Below are 20,982 nucleotides of genomic sequence, written 5' to 3'. Positions count from 1 at the left end.
TCCGCGTTCTTGATTCTGGGATGAGCAGACAAACAAAAAACGCACTCAAAACGAGTGCGTTACCGACAAATAAACTGCTTATCTATCAGGTTTGATCACCCGCTGGAATTAGCACAGTTTCTTCAGAAGAAGATCTGCTGCTGAGGCTTCAAAGGGCCAGTCCCTCCACCTCTCTGGATAAGAATTATGAGATTGTTATAAACATTAACAAGAACCCTCATTCCTGTCAATATAAAAATAGTCACACCAAAATTTCGTAAGCGCACCCACACCTTACCCTTGGTGAAAAAATACCCATTTGATTATTTCCATGGGAATACGGGAACGTATATAGAAAAAGGGGATGACACCATGCCGGAAGGACCGGAAATCAGAAGGGCTGCCGACCGTGTTCAAAAAGCGCTCGCCCATCTTCCCGTCATGGAGATTTTCTTTGCCTTCCCACAGCTAAAGGGATATGAAAGTCTCCTTCAGGGAACGAAAATTACCAGGGTGGACACGAAGGGAAAAGCGATGCTGATACGCTTTGACAACGGCTATACGATGTATTCACACAACCAGCTGTATGGAAGATGGTATGTAAAAAAAGCCTATGAATACCCAAAGACCAACCGCCAGCTGCGCGTAGCCATACACAATGAAAAGAAATCCGCTTTTCTCTACAGCGCCTCTGATATTGAAGTCATGCGGGATGAGGAGGTCCATTTACATCCCTTCATCGCACGGGTGGGTCCGGATATTCTCAGTGAAGACGTAACAAGTGGAGACATCCTGACCAGGATGGAAACATTCAGGAAACGAAAATGGGCGCATCTGCTGCTTGATCAAGGTTTCGTTGCCGGTATCGGGAACTACCTTCGCTCTGAAATTCTATTCGTCTCGGGGATCCATCCGACACTCCGTCCCATGGACTGTAGTAATGAGCAGCTGACCCTTGCTGCCGAAGCCATCATTCATTTGATGACGCAATCCTACGAAACCGCTGGGGTCACCAATGACCTACAGTTAGTAGAAAAGCTGAAACAAGAAGGTGTGACGCGGTCCCGTTACCGCCATTGGGTCTTCAATCGTGAAGGTTCCTCATGCTATCGCTGCGGGACAGAGATTGAGAAAATCACGGCCGCTTCCAGAAGGCTGTATTACTGTCCACATTGTCAGTCCAAGTAAAAATGAGGTCGGGACTAAACAAAAAAAGTACCATTTAACACGACCAGTATAGGTTCTATATACCGCTAATGATTTCCGTGCAAGACTGCGCGCGGGTAGCCCGTGAGCCTCCTCGGCACGCCTGTGGGGTCTCACATCAGCTACTCTTCCCGCTGGAGTCTTCGTCTTGCACTCCAATCAGCCGCTAGAAACAAGTAAATAAAAATAGTCATGAAACAAATTAAAACCCGAATTCATCTGCCTGTTCGGTGGCAGATGAATTCGGGTTTTACTATAGCTAAAACACGTTTTTCCAACCCTCTATTTATTATTAGATTACGCCGTCCATCCCTGCACTCGTCATAATCCCGTCGAGGGCTTCTACAAAATAGGCGTGATCAAGTCCCTGTTTGACGACGATGTCCTTCATGATGACACCCAGTTCAGTTGAAATCCTCAAGTATTCTGTTGTCATATCATCAAGTTTCGCTCTGGTTTCGGCGGCATTGTCAACGTTCACTTTCTCAATTGTCTTAATCATGTCTTCTGAGATTGCCAGATATTTGTCCTGTGTTTCTTTGTATTTCTTGATATCCCCATCCACTTCTTTGCTGTTGTCGATCGAATCAAGCAAACCCAAGGCCTCATCATGCATGCTCTTATAGACAGGTTCCTCTATCTGGATGGTCTGAAGTTCCGATTTGACCATCTGCACATCCTCTTCGGTCATGTTTTCCTTAATGTAAAAGTCGGGATTGCCAATTCCATAATCGTAGTACAACATGACCTCCATCATCCTGGCCTGGAATAAGGCAAGCTGGATTTCTTTATCGAAAGCAGCAAATTCTTCTTCACTGGCTTCAATACTGGGTCCCTGACCTGGCATCGCGGTATCTGCTTCCCCTGCAGCCGGACTGTCGAACGCATCGGAAGAGTCGTCATTGAATGGGTCTTCTTCGGTACTCAGCGAATCATCCTGGACGCTTCCATCTGCCGGAATGTCATCGATTGATGCCGTTCCCCCATCCCCCGATGCAGTACCTTCTTCCTCTGTTGCCGTGGCATCCGTCGAATCTTCCGCATCTGCTTCTCCAGATTGATCACTGTCATCTTTCTTGGCGGTCTTTTCTTCACCCGTTTGTTCCGTCTTTTCTTTCTTCTCTTCCTTGTCACCACTGATGGCCGTCTGCAGGCTGCTGCAAGCCCCCAGGGTCAAAATCATCGCCAGTAGAATGCTGAACCATGCTGCCTTTCGCTTCATGTAGCTACCTCCTTATTTGTCAACCATTTTGTTACCAGTTTTATACCCGCACTCTCTCACTGCAAACATATTTTTACAAAGTTTGGTGCTTATTGGTGTGTTTCGACACATGTAAAAAGATGGATGAACCGCATAGCACCATTCAAATTTCACATAAAAAAGACCACCGATTTACTCAGTGGCCTTCTCTGTTTTATTCGATGAAGAAGCGTTTGTCTCCTCATCTTTCGTTTCCGTATGATAATTGGCTTCGTCCTGTTCCAGCAGATCTTTCAACTCATCCTGTACGGTTTCGTCGCACATTTCGACTTTGGACCTGTATGCTGCCCTGACGATGACATGGGAAGCGACTGGCGCCGTAAGGAAGACGAAGAAAATGCCCAGGAACAGTCTGATGCTGAACACCCCTTCCATGATGAAAAACAGGAAGACACCGATGAGGGTGAACAAGACCCCTACCGTGGAGCTCTTTGAAGCTGAGTGAGACCGGGTGTAGATGTCCGGCAGACGGACGAGCCCGATTGCACTGAGCAAACTGAAGATCGTTCCGATCAGGATCAAGAATACGGCAACGACTTCAATCGGACTTGTTACGTTCAAAGACGACACCCCTTTCTATATAGCGCGCAAAAGCAAGCGTGCCGATGAATGAAAGGATCCCGATAAGAAGGATGACTTCGAAAAAGCCCGAATTCTGTAGCAGGACCGAAAAGATCGCCACCGCCGAAATCAGCTTGACTCCCAGGGCATCCAGTGCCTGGACGCGATCGGGTGCTGACGGTCCCTTGATGATCCGGTAAACGGTCGCCAGGATGGCAATGGTCAGGACGACAAGGGAACAGATCAATATGGCTTTAATCATTTCTGGTCACCCTCTTTATGGCAGTCTCCAGCTTCTTCTGGGATTTGTATGCCGATTCTTTCGCACTCGGAAGGTTGATGCCGTGAAGATAGAATCGTTTGTTGTCATCGGAAACCTCCATGACGACGGACCCCGGGGTCAAATTCAACAGGAGCGCGAGAAGCGTGACTTCAAGCTCCCCTTCAAGATCGGTCTCAAGCTTGAATACACCGGGTGTCACATCGATCTTCGGCTTGATGATATGACGAGAGACCTGGACGCTGGAAACAAACAGTTCCCGGATGAAAACAAGGAATAAATGGATGACTGCCACCAGCGACTCCAGGTAGAACTTATGAGGCAGGAAACGCCTTAAAATGAACAGAACCAGTATACCGAATAAATACCCGCTGAAGAAGGTGAGGAAACTGAAGCTTTCCTGAAAGAACATCCATATGAAACCGATCAGAAGATTGATCAGGATTTGCATGGGCATGGGGTACCACCTCTTTTCTTATCGATTGACACCAATGACGGCTTCAATGTAAATGGACGGGTTCATCAGTCCCTCCACCGCTATATTCACATACTCTTGGACCCCTTGGGCGCCTAGTCCAAGGAAGATGGTAAGGGCCGTCAGGATACTGATCGGCCACATGAGGCCTTTGATGCTTCCTTTTTCTTTTTCCTCGGTCAGCTCGGTATCTCCGAGGAACCCGTTCATGAAGATCTTCATGATGGAGTACAGGACCATGAGACTGGTCAACAGACCGATGCCTCCCAGCCAGAAATACCCTGCCTCAAACGTCCCCTTCGTGATGAGGACTTTCCCGAGGAACCCTCCAAATGGCGGGATTCCTGCAAGGGACAACGCGGCAATGAAGAACATCCAGCCGAACAGCGGATGAAGCGTGATGAGTCCACTGATGTTCCTGAGCTTGCTTGTTCCCGTCAAGTGGATGATCGTCCACCCCAACAGGAAGATCAGGGCCTTCACGATCATATCGTGAATTAGATAAAAGATGGAGCCTGTCATTCCATTTGGATTAAACGAAGCCAGACCCGCCAGGATGAAGCCGACACCGACAATGACGTTATAGGTCAGGATCTTCTTGATATCCCAGTAAGCGACGGCTCCTATCGCTCCGGACAGCATGGTAAGGGCTGCTAGGATGCCGATTAGGAGGTGGGTCACCTGGGGCTCATGATAGAACACAAGGGTGAACATCCGGATGATGGCGTAGATTCCCACTTTGGTCAAAAGGGCGGCGAATACGGCTGACACGGCCGTCGGTGGTGCTCCGTATGAACCAGGGAGCCAGAAGAACAGGAACAGGCCTGCCTTCAGGCTGAACACCGTGAGCAGGACGATTGCGATCGTTGTGATCAGCCCGTCTTGACCCGCTTCTTCCACCCTCAGGGATAAATCAGCCATATTCAATGTTCCAAGAGTCGCATAGAGATATGCAATTCCGACTAGGAACAGGAAGGACGAAATGATGTTGATGAGAATGTATTTCAAACTTTCTCTGAGCTGCACCTTCTCCCCTCCAAGGGAAATCAGCACATACGAAGCGACCAGCATCACTTCGAAGCACACAAACAAGTTAAAGATATCCCCCGTCAAGAATGACCCGTTCACCCCGGTGATGAGGAACAGGAATAACGGGTAAAAGTAATGCTCTTCCCTGCTCCTCCCGATCGAACGGAAGGAATAAAAGAGACAACATAGAGCCACGATCCCGGAGACCAAAAGCAGGAGCGCCGAAAGCATATCCGCTACCATCGTGACACCGAATGGCGCTTCCCACCCGCCCAATTGAAGGGACTGGGGACCGTTCACTTTGATTTCCTCCATCAGTACGAAGGAAACGGCTATCGATGCCAGGAGGGCTATGACCCCGAGGAATCGCTGAAACGGTATATTTTTTCTGAAGATGACCATCACCATCCCGGCGATGATCGGGATGATGATAGGCAATATGATCACATTATTCATTCTCATAACCTCTCATCTGTTCTGTGTCATCTGTACCCAGCACTTTGTAGGCGCGGTAGCTCAACACCAGAAAAAGGGCCGTCGTGGCGAAGTTGATCACGATCGCCGTCAACAAGAGGGCCTGAGGCAGTGAGTCCGCATAGGTGAGGGATTTGATTCCGAGAAGAGGAGGTCCACCCTTCTTAAGACCACCCATGGTGATGATCAAGAGGTTTACGGCATGCCCCAGGATCGAAGTGCCCAAAATGATTCGTAGAAGCGTCTTTGTCAAAATCAAGTAGATTCCAATAGCAAAAAGGATACCGACAACAATGGACATCAGTGTTTCCATTAGCGATCATCCCCTATGCTCAGTATGATCGTCATGGACGTCCCGATGACGGCGAGGGCGACACCAATATCAAATAGGACCGCAGTGGCGAGCTCCGTCTTCCCAAAAATGGGAAGGTCGAAGTAATCGTAGGTCTGGAACAGGAACGGCTTATCGAATACCATTCCACCGACACCCGTCAGGACGGCGATGAGGACACCGACAGCAGACAGGACCTTAAAATCGACAGGCAGGTTGCGACGGACCGATTCCATATCAAAAGTGAGGAACAGGAGGATCAAGGCTGACGAAAACGCCAGACCGCCGATAAATCCACCACCGGGGTGATGATGACCGGAAATGAATAAGTTGATGGCGAAGGCCAGGATGATGACGATGGCCACCCTCGTGACATTCTTGATGATGATATCATTTGGCTTTTTCATTCTTATCCCCTCCTCCTCTCATTTTGATCAGTGTGTAAACACCCAGCCCGGCGATCGATAGAACCAGGATCTCAAGCATGGTATCAATCCCACGGAAATCGACCAGAATCGCATTGACGATGTTTTTTGCACCTGCGATTTCATACGAGTTCTCATAGTAGCTCGAAATCGAATCGAACATTCTTGTACCATTTGCAGACAAGGCAACCAGGGTCACGACCACTCCCGATAGAATGGCGATGACGGCGTTGGTCAACTTGAACGGGATCTTGCTTACTTCCTTCTTCATCTGAGGAAGATGGTAGAAGCATAACAGGAAAAGCGTCGTTGTGACGGTTTCCACCACCAACTGGGTCAGGGCAAGATCCGGTGCCCTGAACAAGACGAACAGGAATGAAACCAGGAACCCGAGAGCCCCTACGGAAACGACCGCCGTCAGCCTCGTCTTGGCGAATAGGACCGATAGTCCTGACAGGACAAGGATCAGTACAAATCCGGCTTCATAAATTGTGATTGGACTGTCGTTAGACGTATCGAAGACGAACCCTCCCGTAAGGAACAGGGAACCTCCGACCATCAAGATGAAGAATACGAAGATATAAACGAGATAGTCCCTCAGGAAACCAGTCATATAGCGATTTGTCACGGCACCTGAGACTTTCTCCATCTTCTCGATCCCGACATTGTAGGCATTATTCAGCGTCAGGGCTTGCGGATATTTCAAATAGAGACGGAACCATTTCCGGAGCGTCTTGTAAAGGATGAAACCGAAGACGATGACACCAAAGGTCATGAACAGCTCCAGATTGAATCCATGCCATGCGCTGATTTCTTTCAGCTTGATGGTTTCATGAAGCTCAGGAAGGATGGCGTTAAAGGCCGGTTTGTACAAATAATCCCCCATCACATTCGGTACGAAGAATGAGATGATGACTATCAGAGCAAGGATGACCGGACTCAGCAGCAACCCGAATGGCGCTTCATGTAAGACCTTCCCTTTCTTCGCGAGCTTGTTGCGCCCGCCGAATGTCTTGAATACAAGGATCATGCAGTATACAAAGGTGAAGACACTGGCCACCCAGCCGATGATCGGGATTAGGAGGCCGATGAACCCGACATTGAAGATTGACAGCTCTGACGCTTTCACCAAGGCAGTGAAGAACATCTCCTTACTGAGGAAGCCATTGAACGGCGGAAGGCCCGCCATGGCAAAACTACCGACTACAGTCAGCGTAAAGGAAATCGGCATGAATCGTACGAGCCCTCCAAGTTTCCGGATATCACGGGTACCAGTTTCGTGGTCGATGATACCGACCACCATGAAGAGGGCACCTTTGAATGTGGAGTGATTCACCATATGGAAGATCGCCGCGAATATGGCCGTCCCATAGACGGTGGATTCATCCCCATACCCGAAATACAGAGCGGCGGAACCGAGGCCCAGCATACTCATGATCATGCCAAGCTGACTGATCGTCGAATACGCAAGGAGTGCTTTGAGGTCCGTCTGGCGCACGGCGTTGACCGATCCATACAGGAGTGTGATGAGGCCGACCCCCGATACGATCCAGAACCATTCGGCCGATCCCCCGAAGAACGCTGTGAAGCGGGCGACGAGATAGATACCAGCTTTGACCATGGTCGCTGAATGAAGATAGGCACTGATAGGTGTCGGTGCTTCCATGGCGTCCGGAAGCCAGATGCTGAAAGGAAATTGGGCAGATTTCGTAAATGCCCCCAACAGAATCAATATCATGGCAGGAAGGAAGAGTGGGTGATCCTGAAGGCCATTGGCCTGTGACAAGATGTCCCTTATACTGTTTGTTCCTGTCATCATGCTGATCATGATGAGGCCCGCAAGCATGGCGAGTCCGCCGAACACGGTGATGAGCATGGACTTCTGTGCTCCGTAGCGTGAACGCTCCCGTTCATACCAGTACGCTATGAGGAGCAATGAGGATATACTCGTCATTTCCCAGAACACATACAGGACATAGATATTATCCGAGAACACCAGACCGAGCATGGCTCCCATGAAGAGGAGCAGATACACATAGAAGTTGTGTAGCGCTTCACGGTGCTTCGACATATAGTAAATGGAATAAAAGATGACCAAGCTTCCGATCCCGGTGATCAGAAGGCCGAATAATAGGCTGAGGCCATCGACGGTGAGGACAAAGTCGATATCGTACGCAGGAATCCATGATAAAGATGCTTCATACGTATTTCCGGCTGCGAGATTGGGGATAAAGGTTAATAGGTAGATGAAGACCAGAAGTGGAACAACAAGAACGAACCAGCCGGTATGGATCTTCGGTGAAACCAGTTTATAGATGAATGGAACCAAGATGGCGAACAGAATCGGGAGCAAGACGGCTAGATGGATCCAAGACAAGTGAGCCCCTCCTTTTTGAATAATTTTCAACAATCTATTTCTTAATCTTTCGGAACTTCTAGATATAGTAAGAAATCCATTGACGACTATTATGGCATGCGTTATAGTCATACATAGTTTGAAGATAGCAAGGGAAATTTACACAGCTTCGAGGTGAAAATAATCATGAAACCGATAAAAGAACGGATGGATGAAAGCATCCTGGTATGTGTCTATTACGGACCGAACGGGGAGCGCCTGATCCAGCGCGGATGCAAGATCGCCAATATGATGAAATGCCCTCTTTACATCCTCACCGTCGATCCGAAACCCTTCGATGAACTGGATGCAGAGAAGTCGGCCTACATTTCCCAGTGGAAAGAACTAGCCGAGAAGCATAATGCCGATGCCTTCATCATAAAAGATAATGAAAAACGCCCGATTTCAAAGGTGATCGCCGAAGTATCAAGGGAGCGGAACGTCACCCAGATCATCCTTGGACAGACTGCCCAGAGCCGCTGGGAACAAATCGCGAAAGGCTCCATCATCAATTCGTTGCTGCGGGAAGTCCCATTTGTGGACCTTCACATCATTTCAGTGTCCCGCGCCCTCAAGAATCCTGATGGACACTTTGAAAAAGGCTGCCGTGCTTATCTCGTGGAAGAAGACGATCAATACCGTCTTACGTTCAAGCACACAAAGGCCATGCGCTACGAAGGAATCTTCTTTAAGGAATCAGGTACCGATTTCAATAATGGGCTTTTCAAGTTCATGAAAGACCGGGAAACGCTCCAGGTTCAAGTAGAAGAAGGAATCGTCAAGGACTTGACGAATGTTTCCGTACAACCGAATGATTCAGAAGATGACGACTATCTATAATTTCAACGCGAGCCTCCACCTTGATGGGTGGGGGTTTTTCTTATGCCTTTTTACAGGTTCACATCCACTTTCACCAGACGGAGTTCGTCCTGATGAATCCCGATATATCGTAAGGTTTCCGAAGAAGAATGGTGATGAAAGGTTTTCATGAGGATCGAAATGGCAATGCCTTTCCTGTACGCATGATACCCGAATGTTTTCCTTAGCGTATGGGTTCCGATCTTCCCTGGTATCCCCACTTCTTTCGCGGCCTTGTTAATGATGCGATACGCCTGCTGTCTGGTTATGGCCTGAGCATGTTTCTTTGACTTAAAAAGAAAATCCTCAGGTGAAAAGTCAAGGGGACCGAGATACGCCTGCAGTTCTTCCTGAATTTTTCCGTTCAGATAGAAAGCACCTTCCTCTTCACTTTTGGAGTCTTTAAGACACAAAAACTCCTTCCCTTTCCCTTCTTCCCACACGTCAGCAATCTTCAATGACAGCAGATCACTGATTCGTATTCCAGTATTGATCCCGAACACGAACAAAAGCAAATCCCGCTGGGACTGCATTCGCAGGTTATCCTTGATGGCATTGATGTTTTCAATATCCCTGATGGGATCGACATATTCCATCCAGAACCCTCCCCACTAATGTAACTTAAATAAATCGTAACATAGATTAAGTAACATAACAATGAATAAACGTTGAACATTCTGATGTGTCAGCACATTCTTGTTCACACTGGTATCGGTAGTTTTCTCATAAAAAGCAAAGACGATACTTTCGTCTGGATTGCTTGAATCTTATGTAACATTTGAACAAAATTCCCCTTTTTCCAAGCATTAAAACGTTCCATGCACACATGAAAAAATCCGCCAGGACTTCAGGCGGATTTCAGTATTTTTTATTGATTCGCATATCCGGAATGAACCGCTTGATTCAATCGAGTGGCTGCATCCTCCACGTCTTCAGACCCGGAGATGGCCGAAATGACCGATACACCATCCGCTCCAGCCTCCATCACGGCAGCCGCGTTCGTTGACGTGATTCCTCCGATTCCGACCAAGGGAATGGAGAATCCATGTTCTCTGAATTGCCGAATGATGGCGGTCCCCTTCACGCTTTCGGCATCGTCCTTCGAGCTTGTCGGGTAGATGGGGCCAAGTCCGAGGTAATCAGCACCGTCCTTGATGGCACGCTCCGCTTCCTCGATTGTGTGGGCAGAAACCCCTACCCATTTTCCAGCTCCAAGACGCTGCCTTACGATGGAGGCCGCTTCATCCTCCTGCCCGATATGGACTCCATCTGCATCAATCTCCACAGCCAGGTCGATGTCATCATTGACGATAAAGGGGATGTTCGCCTCCTTGCATACTTGTTGGAGTGCTGTCGCAAGTTTTTTCTTCTGTGTACCTGAGAGGGCCCCCTGCCCTTTCTCACGGAATTGGAAGAGGGAAATCCCCCCGCGGATCGCTTCTTCCAGAATGTTCACGGGATCCCGGTGACAGTTGGTACTTCCCATGATGAAATACACCTTCAGTGCTTCTTTGATTGCAGATGTTCTCTTTTCCATCACGCTTCCCCCTTTTCAACGTTGAAGGCTTTTTCATCGTCGGGCTGAAGTCTGGACAGCTCATCAAGGAATGCGGAGCAGAAGCTGCCCGGACCATTTGAGTGCCGCTCTGCCTTTTCTGCTGCAACTCCATAGGAGGCAACGGCAGCGACCGCACTCTGAAGCGGCTCATGTCCTACTGCTGCGAAAGCCGCGGCAACAGAAGATAATAAGCATCCAGTCCCTGTCACTTGGGTCATGATGGGATGACCATTCCGTATACGATACACAGTGGTTCCATCTGTCACGACATCCACCTTACCCGTCAGGATGACAATGCAGGCGAATTCCCGGGACGCCTTGACGGCCAAGGCTGTTCGGTCACCGTCCCCATCTCCTGAGTCCACCCCTCTCATGGTCCAATGCTCCCCAAGGACGGAAGCGATTTCTCCCGCATTCCCCCTGATGATGGAAACGTCAACCTCCTTAAGGATGAGGGCCGTCATCTCGGTACGGAAGGTCGTGGCTCCGGCACCCACAGGATCCAGAACCACAGGGATCCCTTTTCTATTCGCCGCTTTTCCAGCCAGGATCATGGACCTAACGACGTCGGAAGAGAGGGTCCCGATATTCAAAAGGAGGGCATCGGCAATCCCCGCCATTTCTTCCACTTCTTCTTCGGCATACGCCATCACCGGCGATGCCCCGAGGGCCAGAAGACCATTTGCCGTAAAATTGGTCACCACCGCATTGGTGATGTTGTGGACAAGCGGTCGGTCTGTTCGAAGCTTCTCTACTAGTTCAAGCATTCCCATCTCTCCTCTTCTATGTATGAGCCGCCCAGTGCGAAAGGCAGCTGCTTCAGCAATCAGGTCCCACAAAATGTGCGGTATGGTCCGTCCTCCGGATTTTGTGGGTGTTGATACGCTTCAGGACTTCCTTCATGATCATATGGTTTCGTAAGCACGTGAAGGAGTGTCGTCAAAACGGACAGGTCTCCTTCCTCCACTGCAGCGTCCAGCGCCCGTTCCACCTGATGATTCCTCGGAATCACAGCCGGGTTATGGTCGCGCATCAGCTTTCTTGCCTCTGCTTCCGACTCCGGCTGTTCATCCAGACGCTCTTCCCATCTCTCCTGCCACTGGGCGAATTCGACCGTACCAGCGAGGGGATTCCGCTCCTCTCTGTCAAAGGTCAAATCAAGGAAGGTATTCGTATAATCGGCTCCATGATTCCCCATCATCGTCAGAAGATCTTCGACAAGCTTCTGGTCCGATTCATGAGCATGGAATAGCCCGAGCTTAGATCTCATTCCATCAAGCCAGTATGAATGATAGAGAGCAGGGTAAGCGGAAATCGTCTCTTGTGCAAGCTCCACCGCCTTTTCCTCATTCTCATCCAAGAGAGGTAGCAGGCTCTCAGCGAAACGGGCCAGGTTCCATCCTGCGATCGGTGGCTGGTTTCCATACGCGTAACGACCCTGCTCATCAATGGAACTAAAGACTGTTTCAGGATTGAATGCATCCATGAACGCACATGGACCATAGTCGATGGTTTCTCCACTGATCGCCATATTATCGGTGTTCATGACCCCATGGATGAACCCTACAAGCTGCCACTTGGCAATCAGTGAAGCCTGGGCGTCCATTACCTGTTCAATGAGGGAAAGATAAGGCTGGTCTGTCCCCTTCACACCCGGATAATGTCTGTCGATCGTATAATCCGCAAGGGATCGCAAGTCTTCCAGGCTCCCCGCTTTTGCGGCCAGCTGGAAGGTTCCCACCCGGATATGGCTGGATGCGACCCTTGTAAGAACGGCTCCAGCAAGCAGTCGATCCCTGACGATGCTCTCCCCCGTCTTGACGACGGCAAGGCTCCGGGTCGTGGGGATGCCAAGGGCGTGCATCGCTTCACTGATCACATATTCACGAAGCATTGGCCCAAGCGCTGCCCTTCCATCTCCTCCACGTGAGTAGGGCGTACGACCCGCACCTTTGAGCTGTATGTCCACCCGTTTTCCTCCAGTGGTCACTTGTTCACCAAGGAGGACGGCACGGCCATCACCCAGTCTGTTAAAATACCCGAATTGGTGCCCTCCGTAAGCCTGGGCAAGGGGGTGTCCTCCATCCGGCACATGATTTCCTGCATAGACGCCCACATCCTGATCGGTAATGCCAAGGGATCTCGCAAGCTCTTCATTGAAGATCACCCATTCCGGTTTTTCTACAGGAACGGGTTTCATTGACGAGTAGAAAAATGGGGGCAACCCTTCATACGTATTCTCTAAGTTCCAGCCTGACTGATTTGTCATAGTGGCTCCTTTCATTTGAAAAAAATTTCTTCATTTGTCCCCATGGTACCATATTTGCCGTTCATCCGCCGAAGTGAAGGAATGGGGAAAAAGAAAAAGCTGCATCCGATTATGGATGCAGCTCTCATGCTTCTTATTTACCTTCCAGGCGACTGATGCGGACATCAAGGTCCGGGTGAGTCGAGAAGATGGAAGACTTTTTCTTATTATTGATTTTCAATGTAGCGATGGCTGTGTCATCATTCCCTTTCATGCGTCCAGTGTAATCCTTCAGCATGCGGAGGGCATGAACCATCTTATCCTTACCAGCAAGATCCGCTCCGCCCCGGTCAGCGTGGAATTCACGGTGACGGGAATACGCGAACACGACGAGGCTTCCAAGGATGGAGAAAACGATCTGGAATACAACCACGGCGATAAAGTGGACAATCGGCGCAATTTCTTCTTTCACAAAGCGTGTAGCGATCCAGGCAGCGACACGGGACAGGAACACTACGAAGGTATTGACCACACCCTGCAACAGGGTCATTGTCACCATATCACCGTTTGCCACGTGGGCAACTTCATGGGCGATGACACCTTCAACGGCATCGTCATCCATTTCATAAAGCAATCCGGTTGATACGGCCACAAGTGATTTCTTCTTGGAAGGACCTGTCGCAAATGCATTCACTTCAGGTGAATCGTAAATTCCTACTTCCGGCATATGCGTAAGACCTGCAGCCCTTGAAAGGCGGTGGACCTTTTCCACGACACTCTGCTCATCCGCCGTCAAAGCCCCATTCGGGTCAAGGACACGGACATTCATCATGCGTTTCGCCATCCAACGGGACATGGCAAGTGAAATGAATGAACCGGTGAAACCGATGATCGCACTAAAAATCAGAAGTGCAACCAGATCGAGACTGCCATCAGCATTGATGTAGCGTCCTGCACCTGTCAGTGAAAAAATGATACTGATGGTCAGAAGGACGAGTACGTTCGTCAACAGAAAATAAAATATGCGTTTACCCATCGAGATCCTCACTCCCATTTTCAAGTTCAAATGAACTTATATATGAGTTCATTATACGGTTTTTTCCTATAAAAGACAAGAATAAAGTGCACGCGAAACTTCGATTGACGGGCTTCCATCCAGTCGATAGTATAGTAGAAGATAAAGAAAAGAAACGGAGCGATTGCGGTGGAGACCTACAAACTTACACGAAAAAACATGGCCGATCTTCTCATGGCCCTATCAGGACAGTTCTCCCGCAGTCCACAGGAAGTGCTCGTGGACGCATGGGGCACATGCGACCCTTCACAGGGGATGCCGCCCATACTGGTTAAGGTCCTAGACTCCCCCGTAGGGAATACAGGATTCTCCTTGAATGAGATCGTGTCCCTTGGGAACCAGATCGAGTTCACCAACTTTCCGCAAAGTACCGTACAGAACTGGGTGAAACGGGATGTGAAGGAACTCATCGGCTCTCCACTCCACGGAAAAAAATACACAATGGTCCAAGCAGCCATGCTCTTCATCGTCGAGGACTTGAAAGGTTCCCTTGATTTCGAGTCCATACGCGGGGTCCTCACCCTTGTGTTCAATAATATAGAGGACCGCCACGATGACATCATCAATCCAATCGAACTATACAGCGCCTACGCTTCTGTATTCGACCGCATCCACCATCATGCCCTTCCCACGGCTACTGCCACCGGTGACACTTCCGTCAATGAAGCGATCGACCAGTTCATACAGGAAGAGTGCAGGAGCCTGTTACCCGCCCTGCAGGATATGACAGAAGAAGATTTGACCGTCGTTTGGAATGTACTGATCGTAGCCGCCATGACCGTCCAGTCTGCCTACTATCAAGCGACGGCCAAGAACTACGTAAAAACTGCATTGGATCTTCGCCGGACAGTAGATCTGCCTGATTAATGAAACGAAGCGCCCCCACGATCCCATCGACAGGACCCTGGGGGCGCTTCGTACTTTCTTCGTCCTCGATCTCCTTCAAAGGCCAAATCCGCCTTTGTTCAAATAGAGGACAATCAAGCTCAGAATCAACAAAAGGAAGGGCATTCCCGACTTGGCAACCGGGTCCTTCACACGGAGGAGATGGGTGAAGATCGCACCCACCATCGTCACGGCAGCGATCAGCGCTCCGATAGCCGCACAGGTTTCATTCCACAGCCCTGTGATTAGCAGGACTGCTGTAATGACTTCCACCACCCCAGTGAAGATCCGGAACCAAACCGGCATCCGGTAACGATGGAATTCATCCACCATCTGTTTCGATGTGAACTTCATCCACCCGAACATGAGAAATCCTGCACCAAGTAAAATCTGAAGGACCATGGCAACTGTACCCATCATATCCCGTCTCCCGCCCCATTGATTATTCGATACCCAAAGAGGCATCTGATATATAGGTATGCCTGCAAGAGTTGATACATTCTCCAAGCCGGGTGTCACTTCACTTGTTCAAGGAACAGATAGTCTTCTCCCGTCACCATCTCGACTTTATGGGCCCTCTTCCCGTATGTGACGGTGTGCCCTTCTTTCTCCTGCACCCTCCATCCCGCAGCAATAAGCCTTATTTTATAGGATAGTGGGAGATCACCTTCACGGGCAGCCGGTTTCCATCTGTAATTTTTGATGCTTTTCGTTTCATTCATCACATGTGCCGACACAGGAACAGGGAATCCCGAATGTCACCGGACCCTTTATACCCGAAGATCACAATCGACCCATATAACAAGATTGAGACGATTCCTAACGCCGAGAATCCCCATTTCAGTCTTGTCTTCCAGCTTCCATCCCACTTCATCTGTACCATCAGTCGAGCCTTTTGACTAGGTAATACTGTTGGTGTTCCGGCGTTGGATGTGACTCCACAACGCCCGCGACAGTATACCCCAGTTTTTGATAAAAGTGCGGAGCCTGAAAGCTGAAGGAATCAAGCTGGATGAGCCTGCACTGATTTTCCTTTGCAGCCTCTTCCATTTGACGGACCAGATCTTGTCCATACCCCTTTCCCCTGAGCTTTTCATCGACCCAAAGAAAATCGATATGCAGATGATGCCAGAAGATCGTTCCGGTGATCCCGCCGAAGACAATTCCATTATCATCTCTTACCATGAAGCCCACCTGCTTCACAGGATGCTTAACTTCATCCGGGTGCCTGTCCCCATTGTATTCAATCACCTTGCTCCGTATCAGGTCGCGTTCCTCCTGGTTCCATTGTGATGTGATATTCATCGCTGTCCTCCCTTTCATGAATGAAGGCTCTTCACAAACCCTGTGCTCTTTGCCGTATACCCCATTCGTTTATAGAACCGGTGAGCGTCTTCACGCTCCGTGCGGTTCCCACTGTTCAGTCCCATACCGGTTGCCCCCAAGCCTTCCGCCAGGCTTTCCGCTTCTCTCAGCAGCTCCCCGCCGATGCCTTCATTCCTGATCGATGGATCCACCACCAGGGCGATGACCCTCGCATACATCTCATCTTGAGTGTACAGATAGCCCGTATGGAAGCCGATCATTCCCACGACCCTGCCGTCAAGTTCCGCCACCAATGTATAGTGATCCTCTTTTTCTACGATTTTTTCAAGCCGGCCACGCATCTGTTCAGATGTGGACGGATAGCCGAGAGAACCCATTAAAACCGCGAGACTCTCGTAATCTTTTATCTGTGCGTTCCTTATCATCTCAAATCCCTCCAGTATTATCCATTATACAGAGAGAGAATCATATGATAAATACCGAGTTTCGGAGGACCACCCTTAGCCGTGGCGGAGATATACTTTTCTATGTTTGATCAGCCATTCGTTCAGGGAGAAAAGGAAGAGGATCCAGACAGCCACGAGCAGGAACGTCCACGTGATACCGGACATCATTCCGCTTGTTTTCAGTACATTGGCAGCCTCTAGACTGAGGGAAGCAGGATTGAACAAATCAACTAGGGGATTCAATCCTGCAAGCATCCTGAATAAAAGCAGGATGACGATCGACACGAATGCCACAGAACCACTTCCCCGCAGGAGCGTGCTGACCGTCATGATCACACTGAGGATGAACATGCCCCACACGAGATAAATCGAAAATGCCTTTATTCCTATAACCACATTCACTCCGTCGAATAGATAGTGTGAGTAGAACATGGAAGTTCCGAATCCTGCCATCATGCTGAAGGCAATCAAGCTAAAGGCTGCCACCCATTTCCCTAGTAGATAAGAGCGCAGGTTCAAAGGTCTCGTCATCATGAATGAAAGCATCCCCGATGCCTTTTCTCCTTGTATGATTCCCATGAACGAGAGGGCGATGATGATGAGTCCCATCTGATCGAATTGGGATGCGAGGGTGGCAGCGAGTATGGTGTTGCCGTCCAGTACAAATTTCGATGGATCCACGGTAATCCCCTGCTCTCCACCCATCATTTCAAGGATGGAAGGAAGATAATAGCTCGTTACAGGCTGCGTAGCCCCTAAAAGGATAAAGACGACCGGCAGCCAGATCCACTTATACTCCAATCCCATCTGCCTACTTTCTTTCTTGAAAACAGTCCATGTATTTTTCATGACTTTGTCACCATCCTTATAAAGATCTCCTCCAGTGAATCCCTGCCCACTTCGAATTTGTGGATATCCACTGAATGATCCAGCGCATCCTGCAAGAGTTTTCCTTTATCCCGAACCAGATCTTTGAGCTGGATATTCATGCTTCTTCCTGTGACATTGACTGATTCTACAAACGGCAGCCCGGCAACATGATCCACCCATCCCCTTTCCATGGAAGCAGCATCCAAACGGATGATTTGCCGGGAGTACCGATCTAACAGATCTTGGATCATGGCATCTTCAATTTTTTCCCCTTCCGTCATAATGACAAAGCGCTGACAGATTTCCTCTGCGTCACTAAGAATATGCGTGGAGATGAGCAAGGTCGTATGATTTTTGATTTCGTCCAGGATCGAGAGCACTTCCCTTCTCCCGACAGGATCAAGGGCCGATACAGGTTCATCCATAATGACCAGAGAGGGCTTATGTAAAAGTGCCTGGGCAATTCCCAATCGTTGTTTCATCCCTCCTGAGAAGGTGGCGATGCGATCATTTGATCTTTTTGCAAGTCCAACCTTATTCAGAAGCGTGCGGATATCATGTTCCAGTACAGAGGGAGCCATACCTGATAGGCGTCCCATGAACGCCAAGTGTTCACTGGCTGTCATCCATTCGTAGAAGGCGGGATACTGAGGGAGGTAGCCGATTTCCTTTTTCATAGAAGAGATCGGCTTATCATTCAATAGAATCTCTCCGGTGTCAGGTTCCTCCATACCCGTCATCAGTCGCATCAATGTTGACTTCCCTGCACCGTTCGGTCCAATCAGACCTGTGCAAGTCCCCGCATCCACCACCAACGAGAAAGGCTGGAGGGCCACATGACCCTTGTAGGTTTTACTCACATTTTTCACATCAAGCTTCATCTTCTCTTCCCCTCTTTCCGACCGAACACAAAGTAAAGGACAGGCCCAATGGTATTCCCAAACACAATGATCAACACCCACATACCCTTATGGGCCCTGAACTCCCTATACTTAAATAAATCTGCCAAGGCCAATGCGATCAGTATCAGACTGATGATCACGATCGGCAGGATCAGCGGCAATAAGGCCTCTACATCCAAAAAGGGAAGATCATCCAACCCATAATGTAATGTCATTTTCATCATCCTTTTCATTATCATTATTGATAATGATAATTGATAAGTGGATGAATTGCAATTCTTATTCTCATTTTTTATAATGAGATTACAAACCCCACGTAAAGGAGCATTCCATTGAAAAATAAAGCCGAGTTGATGATGCATCCCGTCCGGATGAAAATATGCCAGGCGCTTATGAGGAACAAAGCAGCTGGCCTGACTCCTTTAGAAATGGTTAAAATGATTGAAGATGTCCCGCAGGCCACACTCTATCGCCACATCCAGACCCTTGCCCATGCAGGGATCATCCGTGTGACCCGTGAGAAAAAAGTAAAGTCTGTTTCTGAAAAATACTATGTATTGAATGAAGAGGAAGCTACCATTTCCAAAGAAGAATGGAAGGAAGCTTCAGGTGAGGAAAAGCTCCTCCACTTCTCTCGGTATCAGCTCATGGTATCCGCTCAATATGAGGATTATCTGAAACAAATCGGAGACGATGAGGACAAAGCATCTTTTTCCATGGTTGAAATGAAATTGAGTGATGCGGAATACCAACAATTGCAGACGGAAATCGGGGAGATCGTGAAGAAATACTATACCGGGGCTACACAAGAAAAAAAGGATAGGGAACCACTGAGAACCATCGCCATCACGATGATTCCCGATTCCCCATCCCACTAAAAAATGCGTGGGGCAATGAACACCCCACGCATTTCTTATAATCCGTCGCCGAACCAGCTATTTGCCTTGACCCTCTCTTCTTCTTGAAGCACACGTTCCTGATCGTTCACCACATCAAAGGAGGATTTCTCCCTTCGACCATTGATGAGGGCAGAGCCAAGACCGAATACGACAGCAACACCAATGATGATCCATAACATAAGATTTCACCTCCCCTTTGATACTCTTACTAGCATATACGAATAACACTGCAAAAAGTTTTAATTTTCTCACTATTTGTGTGACGTGTTTCCTTCCATAACAATTTCATACTTCCCTTCGCCCCCTTCGATGACCGTGAGGCTAGTGGCATGGATGAAAGGAGGAGACCACAGCTTGTCCAATGGAAGTTCCTTTACATGGGCAAGCAAGGCTTTGATGAAGATGGAATGGGTCACGACTAGAATCGTTCCCTTGTGGACCTGGACCTTTTCCAAAAACGATGCCACACGTTCCATGACCTGATTAAAGGTCTCTCCCGTCTCTGTCTCATAGACATGTGGGTTGTTCCAGAACGTGTGAAAGCGTTCCGGATCGGCATTTCTCACTTCATCCTGTGTCCGTCCCTCCCAATCACCCATTCCGATTTCCCTCAGGTCATGATCGAATGTAATGGGCGCGTCGTCTACAAGTAGCTCTGCCGTCTTCCTTGCCCGACCGCTCGGGCTTGAGTACACGGCCTCAAAGGAGACCCGCTTAAATACCCGCGCAAGGGCCAGAGCATCTTCTTCTCCTGCCGGGGTTAAATCCGAGTCTTTCCACCCCTGCATCCGTTTCTCTCTATTCCACTGTGTTTCACCATGTCTTGTAATATATAATTTCACCATATGTTACAGCTCCAATTCATAGTGAAGAAAGATTTAATCCTGGTGGTACCCATTCTTTTCATACAGCTTTCGCGCCGCTTTATTGTCAGGTGCCGTGCTGAGGCAGATGGAAGCAGCCCCCGTTTCCCCGGCAAACGCCCTCGCCTTATGGAGCAGAGCCTCTCCGACTCCCGCCCCCCTGGCTTCTTCAGACACATAAAGATCGTTGAGGATCCATGCCTTTTTCATCCCGATCGACGTGAATGTCGGATAAAGTTGGGTGAATCCGATCATCACTTGCAAGGAAAATCACAGAGTCCCCTGTTGTTAGACGCTCTAGAATGAATATTTTTGCACCTTCGGGATTAGACGGTTGTTTGTAAAAGATACGGTATTCATTGAATAAATGTGTGACTGATTCAAGGTCGCTCAGCGTTGCTTTCTTGATGTTCATGGAGATCTCCCCTTTGCTTTTAGTAGTTAAAGTTTACCGTTTCTACCCCTTTGGTTCATTTCTTTTTCAAAATAAAGGCTGGGACAATTATGTTTTAGACATAGGAAAACCCGAATTCACTTGTCTACCGTAGGGCAAATGAATTCGGGTTTTAAATTTATTTTATGAATTGTATTTCATTGTTTCTAGCGGTTGATTGGAGTGCAAGACGTAGACTCCTG

General features: G+C 48.8%; 27 protein-coding genes and 1 riboswitch. Of the genes, 4 read left to right on the top strand and 23 right to left on the bottom strand.

The genetic code is table 11. The features are described 5' to 3' along the window. Positions 1–75: 75 nt before the first annotated feature. Positions 76–184, bottom strand: a riboswitch (SAM riboswitch). Positions 185–351: 167 nt separating this feature from the next. Then, positions 352–1,167, top strand: a complete 816-nt coding sequence (nei, locus tag K6T23_RS06520) for an endonuclease VIII (protein ID WP_238284392.1) — start codon at positions 352–354, stop codon at positions 1,165–1,167. Between the two features lie 310 nt (positions 1,168–1,477). Here nei and K6T23_RS06515 read toward each other — a convergent pair whose 3' ends face one another. From K6T23_RS06515 to K6T23_RS06480, 8 genes are all read right to left on the bottom strand, one after another. Beyond that, positions 1,478–2,407: an ICP22 family protein gene (locus K6T23_RS06515; protein WP_148985229.1), complete on the bottom strand. Its 930-nt coding sequence runs from the start codon at positions 2,405–2,407 to the stop codon at positions 1,478–1,480. Positions 2,408–2,578: 171 nt separating this feature from the next. Continuing rightward, positions 2,579–3,016, bottom strand: a complete 438-nt coding sequence (mnhG, locus tag K6T23_RS06510) for a monovalent cation/H(+) antiporter subunit G (protein WP_392397356.1) — start codon at positions 3,014–3,016, stop codon at positions 2,579–2,581. Continuing rightward, on the bottom strand, positions 2,985–3,269 hold the full coding sequence (locus tag K6T23_RS06505) for a Na(+)/H(+) antiporter subunit F1 (RefSeq protein ID WP_048015147.1): 285 nt from the start codon (positions 3,267–3,269) through the stop codon (positions 2,985–2,987). The genes mnhG and K6T23_RS06505 overlap by 32 nt, the downstream gene beginning before the upstream one ends. Next, positions 3,262–3,744 (bottom strand): Na+/H+ antiporter subunit E, encoded by a 483-nt coding sequence (locus K6T23_RS06500; RefSeq protein ID WP_148985227.1) that lies wholly within the window; start codon positions 3,742–3,744, stop codon positions 3,262–3,264. The genes K6T23_RS06505 and K6T23_RS06500 overlap by 8 nt, the downstream gene beginning before the upstream one ends. Positions 3,745–3,762: 18 nt before the next feature. After that, a complete protein-coding gene (locus tag K6T23_RS06495) occupies positions 3,763–5,247 on the bottom strand; it encodes a Na+/H+ antiporter subunit D (protein WP_148985226.1) in 1,485 nt (494 codons plus the stop codon). Continuing rightward, positions 5,240–5,578 (bottom strand): Na(+)/H(+) antiporter subunit C, encoded by a 339-nt coding sequence (locus K6T23_RS06490; RefSeq protein ID WP_048005112.1) that lies wholly within the window; start codon positions 5,576–5,578, stop codon positions 5,240–5,242. The genes K6T23_RS06495 and K6T23_RS06490 overlap by 8 nt, the downstream gene beginning before the upstream one ends. Continuing rightward, the gene (locus K6T23_RS06485) at positions 5,578–6,003 is read right to left on the bottom strand and encodes a Na(+)/H(+) antiporter subunit B (RefSeq protein WP_048005113.1); all 426 of its coding nucleotides are present in this window, start codon (positions 6,001–6,003) and stop codon (positions 5,578–5,580) included. Before K6T23_RS06485 ends, K6T23_RS06490 begins: the two co-directional genes overlap by 1 nt. Further along, complete coding sequence (locus K6T23_RS06480; protein WP_238283975.1) at positions 5,987–8,398, bottom strand: Na+/H+ antiporter subunit A; 2,412 nt, start codon at positions 8,396–8,398, stop codon at positions 5,987–5,989. Before K6T23_RS06480 ends, K6T23_RS06485 begins: the two co-directional genes overlap by 17 nt. A 165-nt stretch (positions 8,399–8,563) precedes the next feature. On the opposite strand from K6T23_RS06480, the gene K6T23_RS06475 reads away from it, so the two are divergent. After that, entirely contained in the window at positions 8,564–9,256 is a 693-nt protein-coding gene (locus tag K6T23_RS06475; RefSeq protein ID WP_048005115.1) for a universal stress protein, read from the top strand. Positions 9,257–9,306: 50 nt separating this feature from the next. Here K6T23_RS06475 and K6T23_RS06470 read toward each other — a convergent pair whose 3' ends face one another. From K6T23_RS06470 to htpX, 5 genes are all read right to left on the bottom strand, one after another. After that, the gene (locus tag K6T23_RS06470; protein WP_056534368.1) at positions 9,307–9,870 is read right to left on the bottom strand and encodes a site-specific integrase; all 564 of its coding nucleotides are present in this window, start codon (positions 9,868–9,870) and stop codon (positions 9,307–9,309) included. A 272-nt stretch (positions 9,871–10,142) separates the two neighbouring features. Further along, entirely contained in the window at positions 10,143–10,811 is a 669-nt protein-coding gene (gene thiE / locus K6T23_RS06465; RefSeq protein WP_238283974.1) for a thiamine phosphate synthase, read from the bottom strand. Further along, positions 10,811–11,605, bottom strand: coding sequence for a hydroxyethylthiazole kinase (thiM, locus tag K6T23_RS06460; RefSeq protein WP_392397355.1), 795 nt, complete (start codon positions 11,603–11,605; stop codon positions 10,811–10,813). The genes thiE and thiM overlap by 1 nt, the downstream gene beginning before the upstream one ends. A 53-nt stretch (positions 11,606–11,658) precedes the next feature. After that, positions 11,659–13,116 carry a protein adenylyltransferase SelO gene (locus tag K6T23_RS06455; RefSeq protein ID WP_238283973.1) on the bottom strand — a complete coding sequence of 486 codons (1,458 nt, stop codon included), beginning with the start codon at positions 13,114–13,116 and terminating at the stop codon, positions 11,659–11,661. A gap of 118 nt (positions 13,117–13,234) precedes the next feature. Further along, positions 13,235–14,116: a protease HtpX gene (gene htpX, locus K6T23_RS06450; RefSeq protein ID WP_148985222.1), complete on the bottom strand. Its 882-nt coding sequence runs from the start codon at positions 14,114–14,116 to the stop codon at positions 13,235–13,237. 168 nt (positions 14,117–14,284) lie between these two features. On the opposite strand from htpX, the gene K6T23_RS06445 reads away from it, so the two are divergent. Beyond that, positions 14,285–15,022, top strand: a complete 738-nt coding sequence (locus tag K6T23_RS06445) for a DUF1836 domain-containing protein (protein ID WP_238283972.1) — start codon at positions 14,285–14,287, stop codon at positions 15,020–15,022. Between the two features lie 75 nt (positions 15,023–15,097). Here K6T23_RS06445 and K6T23_RS06440 read toward each other — a convergent pair whose 3' ends face one another. The 7 genes from K6T23_RS06440 to K6T23_RS06410 form a co-directional block, all read right to left on the bottom strand. Continuing rightward, a complete protein-coding gene (locus K6T23_RS06440) occupies positions 15,098–15,460 on the bottom strand; it encodes a DoxX family protein (RefSeq protein WP_238283971.1) in 363 nt (120 codons plus the stop codon). Between the two features lie 95 nt (positions 15,461–15,555). Continuing rightward, positions 15,556–15,762 (bottom strand): hypothetical protein, encoded by a 207-nt coding sequence (locus tag K6T23_RS06435; RefSeq protein WP_238283970.1) that lies wholly within the window; start codon positions 15,760–15,762, stop codon positions 15,556–15,558. Positions 15,763–15,922: 160 nt separating this feature from the next. Beyond that, entirely contained in the window at positions 15,923–16,345 is a 423-nt protein-coding gene (locus K6T23_RS06430) for a GNAT family N-acetyltransferase (protein ID WP_238283969.1), read from the bottom strand. Positions 16,346–16,359: 14 nt separating this feature from the next. Next, positions 16,360–16,791: a GNAT family N-acetyltransferase gene (locus K6T23_RS06425; protein ID WP_238283968.1), complete on the bottom strand. Its 432-nt coding sequence runs from the start codon at positions 16,789–16,791 to the stop codon at positions 16,360–16,362. 75 nt (positions 16,792–16,866) lie between these two features. Then, positions 16,867–17,661 carry an ABC transporter permease gene (locus tag K6T23_RS06420; protein WP_079515259.1) on the bottom strand — a complete coding sequence of 265 codons (795 nt, stop codon included), beginning with the start codon at positions 17,659–17,661 and terminating at the stop codon, positions 16,867–16,869. After that, complete coding sequence (locus tag K6T23_RS06415) at positions 17,658–18,563, bottom strand: ABC transporter ATP-binding protein (RefSeq protein ID WP_079515258.1); 906 nt, start codon at positions 18,561–18,563, stop codon at positions 17,658–17,660. The genes K6T23_RS06420 and K6T23_RS06415 overlap by 4 nt, the downstream gene beginning before the upstream one ends. Continuing rightward, complete coding sequence (locus K6T23_RS06410; protein ID WP_238283967.1) at positions 18,560–18,799, bottom strand: PLD nuclease N-terminal domain-containing protein; 240 nt, start codon at positions 18,797–18,799, stop codon at positions 18,560–18,562. Before K6T23_RS06410 ends, K6T23_RS06415 begins: the two co-directional genes overlap by 4 nt. A 117-nt stretch (positions 18,800–18,916) precedes the next feature. Here K6T23_RS06410 and K6T23_RS06405 point away from each other — a divergent pair, with 117 nt between their 5' ends. Continuing rightward, positions 18,917–19,462 (top strand): helix-turn-helix domain-containing protein, encoded by a 546-nt coding sequence (locus tag K6T23_RS06405; protein ID WP_238283966.1) that lies wholly within the window; start codon positions 18,917–18,919, stop codon positions 19,460–19,462. A gap of 35 nt (positions 19,463–19,497) precedes the next feature. Here K6T23_RS06405 and K6T23_RS06400 read toward each other — a convergent pair whose 3' ends face one another. The 3 genes from K6T23_RS06400 to K6T23_RS22275 all read right to left on the bottom strand — a co-directional run bounded on the left by K6T23_RS06400 (position 19,498) and on the right by K6T23_RS22275 (position 20,601). Next, on the bottom strand, positions 19,498–19,662 hold the full coding sequence (locus K6T23_RS06400; protein ID WP_238283965.1) for a hypothetical protein: 165 nt from the start codon (positions 19,660–19,662) through the stop codon (positions 19,498–19,500). 72 nt (positions 19,663–19,734) lie between these two features. Beyond that, a complete protein-coding gene (locus K6T23_RS06395; RefSeq protein ID WP_238283964.1) occupies positions 19,735–20,328 on the bottom strand; it encodes a histidine phosphatase family protein in 594 nt (197 codons plus the stop codon). Positions 20,329–20,361: 33 nt separating this feature from the next. Beyond that, positions 20,362–20,601, bottom strand: coding sequence for a GNAT family N-acetyltransferase (locus K6T23_RS22275; RefSeq protein WP_337946935.1), 240 nt, complete (start codon positions 20,599–20,601; stop codon positions 20,362–20,364). Between the last annotated feature and the right edge of the window lie 381 nt (positions 20,602–20,982).

This window comes from Rossellomorea marisflavi, assembly GCF_022170785.1.
Taxonomy (GTDB): Bacteria; Bacillota; Bacilli; order Bacillales; family Bacillaceae_B; genus Rossellomorea; species Rossellomorea marisflavi_B.
The sequence above is the reverse complement of the archived record's forward strand: the minus strand, read 5'-3'. Positions and strand labels throughout refer to the sequence as shown.

Coding starts and splice junctions, on each gene's coding strand:
- nei (WP_238284392.1), top strand. CDS start 352: ATGCCGGAAGGACCGGAAATCAGAAGGGCTGCCGACCGTGTTCAAAAA.
- K6T23_RS06515 (WP_148985229.1), bottom strand. CDS start 2,407: ATGAAGCGAAAGGCAGCATGGTTCAGCATTCTACTGGCGATGATTTTG.
- K6T23_RS06505 (WP_048015147.1), bottom strand. CDS start 3,269: ATGATTAAAGCCATATTGATCTGTTCCCTTGTCGTCCTGACCATTGCC.
- K6T23_RS06500 (WP_148985227.1), bottom strand. CDS start 3,744: ATGCCCATGCAAATCCTGATCAATCTTCTGATCGGTTTCATATGGATG.
- K6T23_RS06495 (WP_148985226.1), bottom strand. CDS start 5,247: ATGAATAATGTGATCATATTGCCTATCATCATCCCGATCATCGCCGGG.
- K6T23_RS06490 (WP_048005112.1), bottom strand. CDS start 5,578: ATGGAAACACTGATGTCCATTGTTGTCGGTATCCTTTTTGCTATTGGA.
- K6T23_RS06485 (WP_048005113.1), bottom strand. CDS start 6,003: ATGAAAAAGCCAAATGATATCATCATCAAGAATGTCACGAGGGTGGCC.
- K6T23_RS06475 (WP_048005115.1), top strand. CDS start 8,564: ATGAAACCGATAAAAGAACGGATGGATGAAAGCATCCTGGTATGTGTC.
- K6T23_RS06470 (WP_056534368.1), bottom strand. CDS start 9,870: ATGGAATATGTCGATCCCATCAGGGATATTGAAAACATCAATGCCATC.
- thiE (WP_238283974.1), bottom strand. CDS start 10,811: ATGGAAAAGAGAACATCTGCAATCAAAGAAGCACTGAAGGTGTATTTC.
- thiM (WP_392397355.1), bottom strand. CDS start 11,605: ATGGGAATGCTTGAACTAGTAGAGAAGCTTCGAACAGACCGACCGCTT.
- K6T23_RS06455 (WP_238283973.1), bottom strand. CDS start 13,116: ATGAAAGGAGCCACTATGACAAATCAGTCAGGCTGGAACTTAGAGAAT.
- htpX (WP_148985222.1), bottom strand. CDS start 14,116: ATGGGTAAACGCATATTTTATTTTCTGTTGACGAACGTACTCGTCCTT.
- K6T23_RS06440 (WP_238283971.1), bottom strand. CDS start 15,460: ATGATGGGTACAGTTGCCATGGTCCTTCAGATTTTACTTGGTGCAGGA.
- K6T23_RS06435 (WP_238283970.1), bottom strand. CDS start 15,762: ATGAATGAAACGAAAAGCATCAAAAATTACAGATGGAAACCGGCTGCC.
- K6T23_RS06430 (WP_238283969.1), bottom strand. CDS start 16,345: ATGAATATCACATCACAATGGAACCAGGAGGAACGCGACCTGATACGG.
- K6T23_RS06425 (WP_238283968.1), bottom strand. CDS start 16,791: ATGATAAGGAACGCACAGATAAAAGATTACGAGAGTCTCGCGGTTTTA.
- K6T23_RS06420 (WP_079515259.1), bottom strand. CDS start 17,661: ATGAAAAATACATGGACTGTTTTCAAGAAAGAAAGTAGGCAGATGGGA.
- K6T23_RS06415 (WP_079515258.1), bottom strand. CDS start 18,563: ATGAAGCTTGATGTGAAAAATGTGAGTAAAACCTACAAGGGTCATGTG.
- K6T23_RS06410 (WP_238283967.1), bottom strand. CDS start 18,799: ATGACATTACATTATGGGTTGGATGATCTTCCCTTTTTGGATGTAGAG.
- K6T23_RS06400 (WP_238283965.1), bottom strand. CDS start 19,662: ATGTTATGGATCATCATTGGTGTTGCTGTCGTATTCGGTCTTGGCTCT.
- K6T23_RS06395 (WP_238283964.1), bottom strand. CDS start 20,328: ATGGTGAAATTATATATTACAAGACATGGTGAAACACAGTGGAATAGA.
- K6T23_RS22275 (WP_337946935.1), bottom strand. CDS start 20,601: ATGATCGGATTCACCCAACTTTATCCGACATTCACGTCGATCGGGATG.